General features: G+C 65.3%; 15 protein-coding genes and 1 pseudogene. 6 read left to right on the top strand and 10 right to left on the bottom strand.

Translation table 11 applies throughout. The features are described from left to right. Window positions 1-96: 96 nt before the first annotated feature. From QFZ57_RS02235 to QFZ57_RS02250, 4 genes and pseudogenes are all read left to right on the top strand, one after another. Window positions 97-225 (top strand): annotated as a pseudogene (locus tag QFZ57_RS02235) (DNA-binding response regulator); the annotation flags it as partial. Between the two features lie 131 nt (window positions 226-356). Then, window positions 357-560 carry a cold-shock protein gene (locus tag QFZ57_RS02240; RefSeq protein WP_069950491.1) on the top strand — a complete coding sequence of 68 codons (204 nt, stop codon included), beginning with the start codon at window positions 357-359 and terminating at the stop codon, window positions 558-560. 122 nt (window positions 561-682) lie between these two features. Next, window positions 683-1,018, top strand: a complete 336-nt coding sequence (locus tag QFZ57_RS02245; protein WP_306628849.1) for a hypothetical protein — start codon at window positions 683-685, stop codon at window positions 1,016-1,018. Window positions 1,019-1,098: 80 nt separating this feature from the next. Further along, window positions 1,099-1,878 (top strand): MerR family transcriptional regulator, encoded by a 780-nt coding sequence (locus QFZ57_RS02250; protein ID WP_306897637.1) that lies wholly within the window; start codon window positions 1,099-1,101, stop codon window positions 1,876-1,878. On the opposite strand, the gene QFZ57_RS02255 is transcribed toward QFZ57_RS02250, so the two are convergent. The 5 genes from QFZ57_RS02255 to QFZ57_RS02275 all read right to left on the bottom strand — a co-directional run bounded on the left by QFZ57_RS02255 (window position 1,875) and on the right by QFZ57_RS02275 (window position 6,670). Beyond that, window positions 1,875-2,894 (bottom strand): SDR family oxidoreductase, encoded by a 1,020-nt coding sequence (locus QFZ57_RS02255; RefSeq protein ID WP_306897638.1) that lies wholly within the window; start codon window positions 2,892-2,894, stop codon window positions 1,875-1,877. The genes QFZ57_RS02250 and QFZ57_RS02255 overlap by 4 nt on opposite strands. A 109-nt stretch (window positions 2,895-3,003) precedes the next feature. After that, entirely contained in the window at window positions 3,004-3,672 is a 669-nt protein-coding gene (locus QFZ57_RS02260; protein ID WP_306628852.1) for a DedA family protein, read from the bottom strand. A 100-nt stretch (window positions 3,673-3,772) separates the two neighbouring features. Beyond that, complete coding sequence (locus QFZ57_RS02265; protein ID WP_306628853.1) at window positions 3,773-4,549, bottom strand: enoyl-CoA hydratase; 777 nt, start codon at window positions 4,547-4,549, stop codon at window positions 3,773-3,775. Beyond that, window positions 4,546-5,553 (bottom strand): 3-hydroxyisobutyrate dehydrogenase, encoded by a 1,008-nt coding sequence (gene mmsB, locus QFZ57_RS02270; protein WP_306897641.1) that lies wholly within the window; start codon window positions 5,551-5,553, stop codon window positions 4,546-4,548. The genes QFZ57_RS02265 and mmsB overlap by 4 nt, the downstream gene beginning before the upstream one ends. After that, the gene (locus tag QFZ57_RS02275; RefSeq protein WP_306897642.1) at window positions 5,546-6,670 is read right to left on the bottom strand and encodes an enoyl-CoA hydratase/isomerase family protein; all 1,125 of its coding nucleotides are present in this window, start codon (window positions 6,668-6,670) and stop codon (window positions 5,546-5,548) included. The genes mmsB and QFZ57_RS02275 overlap by 8 nt, the downstream gene beginning before the upstream one ends. 162 nt (window positions 6,671-6,832) lie before the next feature. Between QFZ57_RS02275 and QFZ57_RS02280 the strand changes: the two genes are divergently transcribed. Both QFZ57_RS02280 and QFZ57_RS02285 read left to right on the top strand, forming a co-directional pair. Next, on the top strand, window positions 6,833-7,639 hold the full coding sequence (locus QFZ57_RS02280; RefSeq protein ID WP_306628856.1) for an exodeoxyribonuclease III: 807 nt from the start codon (window positions 6,833-6,835) through the stop codon (window positions 7,637-7,639). A 34-nt stretch (window positions 7,640-7,673) separates the two neighbouring features. Beyond that, a complete protein-coding gene (locus QFZ57_RS02285) occupies window positions 7,674-8,564 on the top strand; it encodes a hypothetical protein (RefSeq protein WP_306628857.1) in 891 nt (296 codons plus the stop codon). Window positions 8,565-8,585: 21 nt separating this feature from the next. On the opposite strand, the gene QFZ57_RS02290 is transcribed toward QFZ57_RS02285, so the two are convergent. The 5 genes from QFZ57_RS02290 to QFZ57_RS02310 form a co-directional block, all read right to left on the bottom strand. Beyond that, on the bottom strand, window positions 8,586-9,638 hold the full coding sequence (locus QFZ57_RS02290) for a LacI family DNA-binding transcriptional regulator (protein ID WP_306897645.1): 1,053 nt from the start codon (window positions 9,636-9,638) through the stop codon (window positions 8,586-8,588). A gap of 141 nt (window positions 9,639-9,779) precedes the next feature. After that, complete coding sequence (locus QFZ57_RS02295; RefSeq protein WP_306628859.1) at window positions 9,780-10,028, bottom strand: hypothetical protein; 249 nt, start codon at window positions 10,026-10,028, stop codon at window positions 9,780-9,782. After that, window positions 10,025-10,927: a carbohydrate ABC transporter permease gene (locus QFZ57_RS02300; RefSeq protein WP_306628860.1), complete on the bottom strand. Its 903-nt coding sequence runs from the start codon at window positions 10,925-10,927 to the stop codon at window positions 10,025-10,027. Before QFZ57_RS02300 ends, QFZ57_RS02295 begins: the two co-directional genes overlap by 4 nt. Beyond that, window positions 10,924-11,961, bottom strand: coding sequence for a carbohydrate ABC transporter permease (locus QFZ57_RS02305; protein WP_306628861.1), 1,038 nt, complete (start codon window positions 11,959-11,961; stop codon window positions 10,924-10,926). Before QFZ57_RS02305 ends, QFZ57_RS02300 begins: the two co-directional genes overlap by 4 nt. A gap of 8 nt (window positions 11,962-11,969) precedes the next feature. Beyond that, complete coding sequence (locus tag QFZ57_RS02310) at window positions 11,970-13,259, bottom strand: ABC transporter substrate-binding protein (protein WP_306897648.1); 1,290 nt, start codon at window positions 13,257-13,259, stop codon at window positions 11,970-11,972. Window positions 13,260-13,359: the final 100 nt, after the last annotated feature.

Here is a 13,359-nt window from a genome sequence, read left to right on the forward strand (position 1 = left end):
TCCTGACAGAATGGCCCGGTTTTAGGTCCACAGGGTGCGGCAGCCCTTACTGCGTTCCCGCACCCCGGAGAAAAACTGGGCCAGTGTGGCCCGGAACTCGGCCGGCGACTCGATGTCTCTGAGGCCACCGTAAAGACCCATCTGGCACACATCTGCGCCCGGCCCGGAGTGGACCCCAGGGCCGCCGCCATTGCCATCGCGATCCGCCGCGAGGGCATGCGATAAACGCGCTTTATGGCCCATACCCTTGCACCTAAGCCCCGCGCCCCGTACGTTGGGGACTGCGGGGACTAACTCCCGCGCACTCCGGGATGATCCCCGGGGAGAGAATCAGAGTCACATGAAGGAATTCAGCCATGGCAACAGGCACAGTTAAATGGTTCAACGCCGAAAAGGGTTTTGGCTTCATTGCCCCCGATGACGGGTCCGCTGACGTTTTCGCCCACTACTCGGCAATCTCCAGCAGCGGCTACCGCTCACTGGACGAGAACCAGAAGGTCGAATTCGATGTGACCCAGGGCCCCAAGGGCCCGCAAGCAGAGAACATCCGCCCGCTCTAAGTCTTCGGCGGCCACTGGCAAATGCCGGGACCCCATCCAGCGGCCTCTCCAACACAGGTTGGAGAGGCCGCTGTTTTTTGTGCGGCAGCGCTCTGCGGTTTCAGGTTTGGGATAATTGATTCATGACCGGACAGGACCAGGACAGGGATCCGTGGGAGGAGTTTGACGCGCTGGGTCCCGCCGCGCCAGACCGTGTGCCGGGCCAACCCGGCGGGGAACCGCACGGCTTCGGCTTCCGTACCGGGGTACGCAGCGCCCGGGTCGCCGTCGGCTTTGCCGTTTACGCGCTGGCGCTGGGAACGATCCTGGCCCTGACCGGATGCATTGTCTTCATCAGCCGGCAGCAATGGCTGCTGACAGGCCTCATGCTGCTGTTCGAGGCAGTCTTTGTTTTCGCTTTCACGCGCCTGGTAGCCCAGGCCAGGCGCCGCTCGCCCCGTGACCGGCACGCCCGTTGACACTCGGGCACCCGTGACCGTGACCTTGACCTTGACCTTGACCTTGACCTTGACGCAGCGTCAACCCCTAATCTCGGAGCATGGAAGATACCCAGGGCACCGGTAGGGACTGGTCCATCCAGGACGTGGCCAGGATCGCCGGCACCACCAGCCGCACGCTCCGGCATTACGACGACGTCGGCCTGCTGAAGCCCAGCCGGGTGGGCGGCAACGGTTACCGCTATTACGACGGCGCCGCCCTCCTGCAGCTGCAGCGCATCCTCTTGCTGAGGGAGCTGGGCCTGGGCCTGCCGGCCATCGCGGAGGTCTTCCATCACCAGGCCGATCCCGTCGCCGCGCTCACCCGCCATCTCGCATGGCTCGGCGAGGAGCAGCAGCGGCTGGCCCGGCAGGCGCAGTCAGTGCGGCAAACAATCGAAACAGTAAGGGCAGGAGGCCAGCTCATGGCAGAGGACATGTTCGAAGGCTTTGACCACACCCAGTACAAGGATGAGGTCGAGGAACGCTGGGGCAAGGACGCTTACGCGGCGTCGGACTCGTGGTGGCGCGGCATGGATGCGGCCCAAAAACGGGAATGGAAGTCAAAGGTGGAGGCCCTTGGCCGGGACTGGACGGCTGCGGCCGGCTCTGGAGTTGCTCCGGACGGTCCCGAAGCCCGGGAGTTGGCAAAGCGGCACGTCGACTGGCTGCAGTCCATCCCTGGAACCCCCGCCGCCAGTGGCAGCGACACCAGGGCGTACGTCCTTGGGCTGGCGGACATGTACGTGGAAGACGCACGCTTCGCCGCCAATTACGGCGGAGCGGAGGGGGCGGGCTTCGTTCGGACTGCGCTTCGCAGTTTCGCGGAGAAGTACCTTTAGGGCGGAGGCTGCGGCGCGTCAGCGCCTGCGGCTCCACACCGTCTCAGCGCCGGGCTCCAGAGTACGACGGCGGCGCCCGCCAACGTGCCTGCAGCAGCCATCCTGCGCCACGCCGTCCGCCGTTTCCCCTGCCAGCCGCCGCTGACGGAGGCCTTGCTGCTGTGGCCTGACGGCTCGTACAGGGTTCCCGTGGAAGCCGCTGCCGGTGCGTTCCGGGACAGGTGGGTCTTGTCCACCTGCACGGCCATGGCCGCTTCAACCTTGGCCGGCGTGACCTTGTGCTGGAGGACCATCAGGCGGCCGGCGGGGCCCACAATGGCTTCCCGGCGGGGCCTGGCGGCAAGGCTGACGATCGTTCCAGCCACCCGTTCCGGGGTATAGACCGGTGGCATGGCCACCACTTTCCGCCCGGTGTAGTTGGCAGCGTGCTGGAAAAACGGGGTGTCGATGGCTGCAGGCAGTACAGTGCAGACCTTCACCTTCCGCATTCCGTCCAGCTGAAGCTCGGACCGGATACTCACGCTGAGGGCACGCACCGCGGCTTTGGACATGGAGTAGGCCGCGGTATAGGGCTGGGAGATCTCGCCCACGATGGACGCGACGTTGATCAGCACTCCCGACCCCTGTGCCCGGAGCCGGGGCAGGGCGGCGCGTGCACCGTGGATGTATCCGCCAATGTTTACGTCCAGCACACGCCGGATATCGGCCAGGGGAACGTCAGTGATCCGGCCAAAGACACCGATGGCGGCATTGTTCACCCACACGTCCAGGCGCCCGAACTCCTCCACCGCCCGGGCCGCCAGCGCATCCACGCTCGCGGCGTCGGTGACGTCCGTGGGAACGGCGATAGCCTTGCCTCCCCGCTTCCTCACCTCATGCACCAGGCTTTCCAAGGCGCCGGCGCTCCGCGCGGCAAGGACCAGCCGGGCGCCCTTATCCGCGAATTTGAGCGCTGTTGCACGGCCGATGCCGCTCGAGGCTCCGGTGATGACCACCACTGCCTTCTTGACCCGCATCCCGCCTCCGTCCCGCGCCCCTTCGGGCGCAGACAAAAACACTAAGTAGGCTTACCAGTGCGATGATATCGGCAGCCGCAGCCCGCCACAACCTTCCTGTCGCCGGGCCTCAGCGCCTGGTGTCGGCTCGACCGGCCTTGGCCCGCTTGGTCCGCCGGACCACCAGCAGGACCACGGCAACGGCCAACGCAGCGTAGACGGCATAGTTCAGGAACCGGGAGTACTCCTCGATGAGCCGGTACTGGGTGCCCAGGAGGTAGCCCAGGCCGATGAGGGCGCCGTTCCAAAGCCCGCTGCCGGCAAGGGTGAACAGGCTGAAGGTTGCCAGGGGCATGGCTGCCGCTCCCGCCGGCAGGGAGATGAGGCTGCGGACCCCGGGCAACAGGCGGCCGAAGAAGATGGACGACCTGCCGTGGCGGCGGAACCAGCCCGCCGCGTGCTCGAAGTCTTCGCGGTCAACCAGGGGCAGTTTCGACAACCACCGGATGGACCGCTCCAGTCCCAGTTTGGCGCCGAGCCAGTAGAGCAGCAGTGCGCCCAGATATGCACCAAAGGTGCTGGTGGCAAAGACGAGGAGGAGGTTCAGGGAGCCCTGCTTGGCGAGGTAGCCCGCCAGGGGGAGGATCACCTCACTGGGGATCGGAGGCACCACCGTTTCCGCAAGTGTGAAGCCGCCAACGCCCCACTCGCCCAAGGTGTCGATGGCCCTCGCCGCAAAGCCCACGAGCCCTGTGAGTCCCTCGGTGGGGCTGGCTGCACCGGTCATGATTGTCCACATATGCCCGTCCCGTTCCGCTGCATCGCCTGGCCGCCTGGTGGCGCGTCATATCTACCTTACGGGGCGCAGGCTGCGTGCCCTGCAGGTCCCCGCGCCGGTGTTAACGGTGCTTGAACTCAGGCTGCCGCTTCTCGGCGAAGGCCGCCATGCCTTCTTTCTGGTCCTCGGTGGCGAACAGGGAGTGGAAGAGCCGCCGCTCGAACAGGACCCCCTGGGCCAGACCGGTTTCGAAAGCGGCGTTGACGGCCTCCTTCGCAGCCATCGCCGCAGGCTTTGATTTTGCGGCAATCCCTTCGGCCACCTTGAGTGCCTCGGACACTACATCCGCCGCCGGAACCACCCGGGACACCAGGCCGCACCGGTCTGCTTCCTCCGCGTCAAGGAACCTGCCGGTAAGGATCAGGTCCATGGCCTTCGCCTTCCCCACAGCCCGGGTGAGCCGTTGCGATCCGCCCATGCCCGGGAGCACTGCGAGGTTGATTTCGGGCTGGCCGAACTTGGCGTTGTCGCCGGCAATGATGAGGTCGCACATCATTGCCAGTTCGCAGCCGCCACCCAGGGCAAACCCCGATACCGCAGCGATGGTGGGAATCCGGAGGCGGGTGAAGTCCTCCCAGCCCCGGAACCAGTCCGCCGCGTACATGTCCATGTAGCCCTGGTCCGCCATCTCCCTGATGTCGGCTCCTGCCGCGAAGGCCTTGTTCGAACCCGTGATCACCACCGCGCCCACGCCGGGATCGGAATCCATGGCGGTCACGGCGGCCACCAACTCCTCCATGGTGGCCTTGTTCAGCGCGTTCAGCGCCGAGGGCCGGTTCAAAGTCACGAGCCCTACCCTGCCCTGCTGCTCCACCAGGATGTTGGCGTACTCGGTCATTCGGGGCTCCCGTCGTCGTGTGCTGTTGTGGTCCGGCGCCGGTCCGGCAACTGCGTACCCCTGCGCTCCCCCGCCGCCGTATCCGCGGCATGCTGCCCGGATGCGACACGGATGTCTGTGATGATGGCTGAGAAGTCGCGGCCCGCGCCGCCTTCCGCGGCAAACCTATCGTAGATCTGCGCGGCGAGCGCCCCCATTCGGCCCGCCACCCCCGTACCGTGGAGGGCGTTAACTGCCAGATTGAGGTCCTTGGCCATGAGCGCCGCGGCAAAGCCCGGCTGGTAATCCCTGTTGGCGGGACTGGTGGGAACCGGTCCGGGCACGGGGCAGTTGGTGGTCAGCGCCCAGCATTGGCCGGATGCTGCGGATGCGACGTCGAACAGGGCCTGGTGGGTCAGGCCCAGCTTCTCGCCGAGCACGAAAGCCTCGCTGACCGCGATCATGGAGACGCCCAGGATGAGGTTGTTGCAGATCTTGGCAGCCTGGCCGGCTCCGTGGCTGCCGCAGTGCACCACCCGCTTGCCCATGACCTCCAGGAGCGGCCGCACGGCCTCAAAGTCAGCCCCGTCACCGCCGGCCATGAACGTCAGGGTGCCTGCTTCGGCCCCCACCACGCCGCCGGAAACGGGGGCATCAACGGAGCGATGGCCCGCTGCAACGGCCAGGCGGGCGGCTTCCCGGGCCTCGTCCACATTGATAGTGGAGCAGTCCAGGAACATCGTTCCAGGGGGCGCCGCGGCCAGCAGGCCGGGTTCATCAGTGCCGCCCCGATAGGCGTCCAGGACGTGCCGGCCGCTGGGGAACATGGTCAGGACCACATCGGCGCCGGCCACCGCCTCGATGGCGCTCACCGCTACCGGGACACCCTGCGCCTGCGCGTTTTGGAGGGCTGCGGGCACCACGTCGAAACCGGTCACCCGGTAACCTGCCCGGACCAGATTCAGGGCCATGGGACTGCCCATGTGTCCGAGGCCCAGGAACGCAACACGGCTCAGGTCAGGCATGGTCCGCCTCCTTCATCTGCAGGTCCGGCTGTTGCTGCAGGTCCAGTTCCCCACCCTCCAGGGGCTGGAAGAACCTGTCCACCTGCCCGGGAAGCACCTCGGCCAGCGTGGCAGGTTTCCACTGCGGGTTCCTGTCCTTGTCCACTACCTGGGCGCGGATCCCCTCGCGGAAATCAGGTCCGGCCAGGAAACGGATTCCTGCCCGGTACTCCTGGGCCAGGGCTTCATCCAGGGTCAGGCTGGCGGCACGCCGCAGGGAGGCCAGGGTGACCTTGACCGAGGTGGGTGACTTGGCTTCGATCGTGTCCGCCGCGTCCGTGGCTTCATCACGTCCGGGCCCGGTCCAGCCGCGTAGGCGGGTAACGATTTCTTCTGCATCGTCGGAGGCGTAGCAGGCATCGATCCACTCATGCTGCCCGGCCAGCACGGAGGCAGGGGGCTGCCCAGCGTAGCGGGCGACGGCGTCCTCCGTGCTTTCGTTCTCCAGCGCGGCCACGAGGCCGGGCAGTGAGTGCGAGGGAACATAATGGTCGGCGAGGCCAAGGAACAAGGCATCCGCTGCCCCGAGGTGTGCTCCGGTCAGCGCCGCATGGGTTCCCGCTTCGCCTGGTGCGTGGGAAAGCAGGAAGGTCCCGCCGACGTCGGGCGCAAACCCAATGGTGGTCTCCGGCATCCCCATCCTGGTCCGCTCGGTGACCACGCGGACATCCCCGTGCGCCGAGACGCCCACCCCGCCGCCAAGGACCAGCCCGTCCATGAGGGCAACGTACGGTTTGGGGTACCGGGCAATCAGCGAGTTCACGCGGTACTCCGTCTGCCAGAAATGGGCCGTTTCATTTCCGCCGTGCAGCATGTCCTGGTAGATGGCCACAATGTCGCCGCCCGCGCAGAGTCCCCGCTCCCCGGCGCCCTGGACCAGGACGGCGGCCACGGCGTCGTCCCCTGCCCATGCGGTGAGCTTCCGCAGGAGCAGGTCCACCATGCCGGCGGTGAGTGCGTTGACGGCCCGGGGCCGGTTGAGGGTGACCACGCCGAGCCGGCCGCGGCGTTCAAAGAGAACGTCCGCACCTCCGCTCCCTGCCGCGCTGTCCGTTGTGTTGCCCGTGGCTGCGGTCATCGGCTGGGCGCTCCTTCGCATGGTGGCCGGATGAGTGATCCAGGTCATTCTGTTGCGAATATACCCGCCCTTTCCTGCCCGGAACCAACCGCAACGGATGTTGTGGGCCGGGGCCCTCCGGGGCTTTACCCCGCGTGCGGCTGCCAAGGTAAGTTAGGAACCGTGAAGATAGCTACCTGGAATGTGAACTCGCTCCGTGCCCGCGCCGACCGCGTTGAAGCCTGGCTCCAGCGCAGCGACTGCGACGTCCTGGCCATCCAGGAGACCAAGTGCAAGGACGACAACTTCCCGTGGGAGCTCTTTGAACGGATGGGCTACGAGGTGGCCCACTTCGGGGTGAACCAGTGGAACGGCGTGGCCATCGCTTCCCGGGTGGGGCTGGAGGACGTGGAGCGGACGTTCCTGGACCAGCCCTCGTTCGGCAAGGCCGGCAAGGATCCCGTGCAGGAAGCCCGCGCAATGGCTGCAACCTGCGGCGGCGTCCGCATCTGGAGCCTTTACGTCCCCAACGGCCGTTCCCTGGACGACGAGCACATGCCGTACAAGCTCAAGTGGCTGGAAAGCCTGAAGACGCACGCCCAAGGGCTCGTCGAAGAGAATCCCCAGGCGCAGGTGGCTTTGATGGGCGACTGGAACATCGCACCTTTCGACGAGGACGTCTGGGACATCGATTTGTTCATCAACAACCGGTCCACGCACGTCAGCCCGCCGGAGCGGGAGGCGTTCCACGCGTTCGAAGCGGCCGGCTACACCGACGTGGTGCGCCCCTACACCCCCGGCCCCGGTGTCTACACCTACTGGGACTACACGCAGCTGCGGTTCCCTAAAAAAGAAGGCATGCGGATCGACTTCATCCTGGCCTCCCCCGCCCTGGCCGCACGCGTCACCGGCGCTTCGATCGACCGCGAGGAACGCAAGGGCAAGGGCGCTTCGGACCACGCCCCCGTGCTGGTGGAACTGGCGGGCTGATGACTGCATCCTGGGCCCATTCAAGGAGACCGTAATGACGGGAAGCCTCTACCGGGGCCAGGCCGGCCTGCCTTTTTCCTCCACCCTGCGCGTCTACGAACCCCTCGAAGCCTTTCCGGAGGAACAACGCGCGGCCATCCAGGCGGCGGGGGCGCAGGCGGTCTCGCGTGCCGCCGTCGAAAACGCTGAACTGCTGGCCTCGCTGGGGCGCATCACGCGCTCCGGCGGAGACCCCTTCCCCACCGGGCGCACGGACCTTGTGCGCGTCACCACCGCGCCGGCGCCGGAGGGCGGAACGTCCGACGACGGTGCTGACGCAGACGCCGGGCCCGTCCTCCTGTATTGCCCCAGCCAGATGGTCCTGCGCGCCGGGCTGGCGGCCAACGCCCTGATGGAGGGAATCCACGGCCCGCTGGCCGAGCTGCTGATCCCGGAGGAGCAGCGTGACCGGCACCAGGAGCGGATCGACCTTGTGAAGGCCCGGGACGGATCCATCCGGGTGCACACGCGGGCGTCCACTTGGGGAATCCCGTTCAGCTGGTTCTCGTTGTTCATGGAATCGGACCGCAAGGACGTGGTGGAAGCCGCGGGGCGCATCCTCACCGTGCGGGTCTGGGCACCCATCACCGAGGCCTTGGAGCGCGCCCGCTACGCGGTGGCCAACCTGGCACTCGCCGCCCCGGACCTTGACATGCTTGATGACCTGGCGCAGCTGACGGAATGGCTTGAGCTGTTCCACGTGAACTCCATGGTGGAGCTGGACTATGGTGCCGTGGCGGACAAGGTGTACCCGGACGAATCCCCCATGGATATCAGGCTGGGCATCGAGTGCCTGGCGGAGGGTGACATGACGGGGGCCGCGGCGGCCTACCGCCGCCTCGCCTCGCGCTGGATTCCCATCCGGCAGCTGGCCCGCGCGTCCTGACCCGTCCTCAGTTTCCGGGATTCAGTTCCTGGGCGGGGCCGTGGTGCGCCGGATGATGAGCTCATGCGGTGCGACGGCGGACCGGACAGCTCCGAGTTCGCCGTCCAGTTCGTCGAGGAGCATCTTGGTGGCCAGCTCGGCCTGCACGTCAGGCCGCTGCCCAACGGTGGTCAGCCCCATGGGTTCGGCGAAATCGTGGTTGTCGATGCCCACGATGGACAGTTCGCCTGGAACACTGACGCCGACCCGGTTCGCCTCGAAGATGACTCCCATGGCCATCTCGTCCGAGGCGCAAAAGATTGCCGTGGGTTTCTGCCCGGGTCGAGCCCACAGGCGACGGAAGGCCTCCTGGCCGCTGCGGACCGTAAAGTCTCCCCATTCGTCCCATTCCGGCCGGGTGGGCAGGCCAGCAGCCGCCATCACGTCCTTGAATGCCAGGATGCGCACCCGGGGGACGTCGAAGTTCAAGTCGGTTTCGTCGTCGCCGTGCAGCAGGGCGATGTCCCGGTGGCCCAGGTCGATCAAGTGCCGGACCGCTGTGGAAGCGGCAGCGTAGTCGTCAATGCCGATGTAGGGGCACTCCTCCACGTGGCCGCCCACCACTACCAGCGGAATGTCGATCTTTTGCAGGTGTTCGATCTCGTCGTGACTAAGCGCCATACATAAGACCAGCAGGGCGTCGATCTGCTTGTAGACCATGGTCTTGCTGAAGAGCCGCTCACGGTTGCTGCCGTGGCCGCCGAGGTTGAAGAGTGAGAGGTTGTAGTGCCGGACATGCAGCTCGCGGTCGGCGCCCTCAATGGCTTTCGAGAAGAACCAGCGGCTGACGAACGGAGCCAGGACGCCGATCGTCTTGGTCCGGCCCGTGGCCAGGCCGGAGGCGGAGGAAGATGCCACATAGCCCAGGTTCCCCGCCACTTCCAGGATCTTTTCCCGGGTGGCCGGCGAAACGCGGGGTAACCCACGCACCGCACGGGAGACAGTGGCGGTTGAGACTCCGGCGGCTGCCGCCACGTCCTCGATGCTGACCCCGTTATGGCCGCCCCGCTGGGACCTTTCCGTTGTCCGTGCCACCGTGTCCCCTCTTTAACTCCTTTTCGGCGTAGGGCCGAATAGCCCTGCGTCTACACCCGGCCATGTATTTTTCCATCCCGCGGCGGGGCAGTGTTGATACGGGCAGGGATGACAGCGGCAGAGCCGCCGCCATCCGCGCTCCTACCTGCGGGCCGGAAGCTTTCGGCGCAGGCGGACCATTCCGTACAGCGCCAGCAGTGTGGCCAGCAGGCCCAGGGCCCAGCCAAGGGCCGGTTGGGCCGTGACTTCCATCCATACGGTGACCACCAGGAGGACCAGTGCCCAAAATGCGAGGAATCCGATGATGATGTCGAAGTCCTCGCCCGAGCGGACCAGCCGGCTGCGGTTTCCCGCCCCCGGGGTACGGGGGCGGGAACCGTTGTTCGTCACTTGACTGCACCAGCCGTAAGGCCGGCCACAATCTTGCGCTGGAAGACGAGCACCAGGATCACCAGCGGGATGGTGACGATGGTGCCTGCGGCCATGATGGCCGTGTACGGGATCTGGTTGGGCTGCGCACCGGCGAAGTTGGCGATGGCCACCGTCACCGGCTGGGTTGCGTCGCTGGACAGCTGGCTGGCGATCAGGAACTCATTCCACGAGGAAATGAATGCCAGGATCGCCGTGGTGAAGATAGCCGGTGCTGCCAGGGGCATGATGACCTTGCGGAAGGCCTGCCCCTGCGTGCAGCCGTCAACGCGCGCGGACTCCTCAAGCTCCCACGGCATTTCCCGGAAGAACGAGGTCATGGTGTAGACCGTCAGCGGAAGCACGAAAGAGATGTTCGGGATGATCAGCGCCTGGTAGGAACCCATCCAGCCGATGTTGGTGAACAGCTGGAAGAGCGGGGTGATCAGGGCAACGCCGGGGAACATGGAGGCTCCCAGGATGAAGCCGAGCACCAGGAACTTGCCCCTGAAATTCAGCCTGGCCAGAGCGTAGGCCGCGAACACCCCGATCAGCAGCGAGATAGCTGTGACCACCCCGCCGATGAACACACTGTTCAGCAGCGCCTGCCCGAACCTGTTGCCGAAGGACGTATCAAAGGCTGTCCTGAAGTTGTCCAGGGTTACGTGGGTCGGCAGGATCGACGTGTCATACGTGAAGCCGACCTCCCGGAACGCGGTCACCACCATCCAGTACGCCGGCGCAAGGCACCAGATCAGGACGATCGCTGCGCTGATGTAGGTCCGCCCCTGCGCCCACTTCTCGCGGTTCTGTGCAGCCTTGCGGCCCTTGTCCTGCCGGGCACGAAGCGCGGAGGAGGCGTCAGCTGTTGCCGTTGTCATTTCTTCCCCTTTCCGGTGGCGCCGCTCTGTTCAACGACATTTGCCCCAAGGAAGCGGACAAAGATGAAGGCGACAAGGAAGATGATGATGAAGGTGATGGTGGACAGTGCGGCCGCCGAGTTGAAGCCTTGCCTGATCTGGTTGATCACCAGGATCGACAACGTGGTGGTGTTATTAGCACCGCCGGTCAGGATGTATGGCAGGTCGAACATGCGCAGTGCATCCAAGGTGCGGAAAAGGATAGCCACCATCAGGGCCGGCTTGACCAGCGGCAGGGTGATCAGGCGGAACCGCTGCCAGGCAGTGGTGCCGTCCACCTTCGCCGCTTCGTAAACGTCCGCCGGGATCATCTGCAGGCCGGCCAGGATCAGCAGCGCCATGAACGGCGTGGTCTTCCAGACGTCCGCGATGATCACGGCCCACTTGGCCGGCCACTCACTGCCCGTCCACAGGATGGTGGTGTTGAACAGCTTGTTGGCAATGCCTTCGAAGGCGAAGATGAAGAACCACAGCTTGGCCGTCACGGCCGTGGGGATGGCCCAGGGCACCAGCACGGCGGCACGGACCAGGCTGCGGCCGCGGAATGTGCGGGCCATGATCATGGCCATCCAGAAGCCCAGGACGGTCTCCAGGGTTACCGTCACGATGGTGAAGAAGAACGTGGTGGCGGTAGCGGACCAGAACTGGCCGCCCAGGGTGCCCGGCGGGCAGGCTACGGTTCCGCCGCCCGGCGCCGAGCACTGCTGCGCCAGCCAGTTCACGTAGTTCTGGATGCCCGCGGAGCCGCCCTCGGTGAAGAGGCCGGTGGCGGGGTCCAGGCCGGCGTCCTTTCCGAAGGACATGATGATGGCGCTGATGATGGGGTAAACGATCACCACGCCCAGGGCGATGATGGTGGGCGCGAGCAGCCAGGATGCCCAGCGCCCCTGGGTTGCAATTCGGTTGTCCTCCCCTACGCCCTTCGGCGCGTGATGGACGGGGGTACCGCCCGACGCCGGCGACTTCACCGGCGTCGGGTTTAGCTCGGTCGACATGGTCTGACCTACGATCCTGCGCCAGCGGATTCGATGGACTTCTGCATGTCAGACAAGGCCGTATCGACCGGCTTCTCGCCCTTCAGGGCTGCGTAGGCGTTCTCTTGGATTGCCTTGGTGACAGCGGGGTAGAACGGCGTTACCGGGCGCGGAACCGCGTTCTGGATCGAGGTCTGGAGAACAGACAGATAAGGCAGCTTGGCCACGAGTTCCTTGTCTTCGTACACTGACGTCAGGATCGGAGCCAGCGAGGCCTGGTTCGCAAAGAACTTCTGATTTTCCTCGGTCTCGATGAACTTGATGAAGTCCAGTGCCGTGGCCTTGTTCTTGGAATACACATTGATGGCTGCGTTATGCCCACCAAGGGCGGAAGCACCGGGGCCGTCCTTACCCGGGAGGGGCGCCATGCCGAACTTGTCCTTGACGGCAGAGGAACCCTCAGTGCTCATCAGGCTGTAGACGTAGGGCCAGTTGCGCAGGAACAGGAGCTTGCCACTCTGGAAGGCCTGCCGGCTGTCCTCTTCCTTGTAAGTGATGGCTTCCTTCGGGATGTTGCCGTCGGCATAGGCCTTGGCCAGGTTTTCCAGGCCGGCCTTGGCTTCCGGTGTGTTCAGGTTCGGCTTGCCGTCCTTGTTCAGGACGGAACCACCAGCGGAGTTAATGGCTTCGGCAGCATTGACGGTGAGGCCTTCATACTTGCTGTACTGGCCGGCGTAGCAGCCGATGTTGTTTTCCTTGGCGATGGAGCACATGCCCATCATCTCGTCCCACGTTTTGGGCGGGTTGGGGACCAGGTCCTTGCGGTAGAAGAGGATGCCGCCGTCGGAATCCTTGGGCGCGGCGTAGAGCGTGCCCTTATAGGACGCTGCTTCCACCGGTGCCTTAAGCATCTTGGAAGTGTCTATTGCCATCTTGTCCTTCAGCGGCTGCAACCAGCCCTTGGCGGCAAACTCCGCGGTCCAAATGACGTCTACGCTGACCACGTCATAGTCGGACTGCTTCGCCTGGAAGTGCTGGACAAGGTCGTCGTGCTGCTGGTCCGCCTGGTCGGTCTGCTCTTTGAACGTGACCTTCTCATCGGGGTGCGCCGCGTTCCACTTCTCAATGAAGGGGCGCACAACATTGTTGTTGTCCTTGCCCTGGACATAGGTGATGGGTCCGCGGCCATCGAGGTTTGCCTCGGCGTCGCTGCCTCCGCCTCCACCTGTGGTGCCGCCTCCACCTCCGCCGCAGGCGGACAGGGTCAGGGCCAGAATGCCGGCAGTGGCAGCCGGAAGCAGGAATCTCGGGGTTTTCATTAGCTTGAAGCTCCTCGCTGAGTGACAAGTAAGTCGACAGTGCGCTTGCTAGGTGAGGTTGATGTGGTGACCATCACACTAGTAAGGTTGCTGTCGGTAA

Origin of the sequence: Arthrobacter sp. B1I2, assembly GCF_030816485.1 — a bacterium.
Classification (GTDB): domain Bacteria; phylum Actinomycetota; class Actinomycetes; order Actinomycetales; family Micrococcaceae; genus Arthrobacter.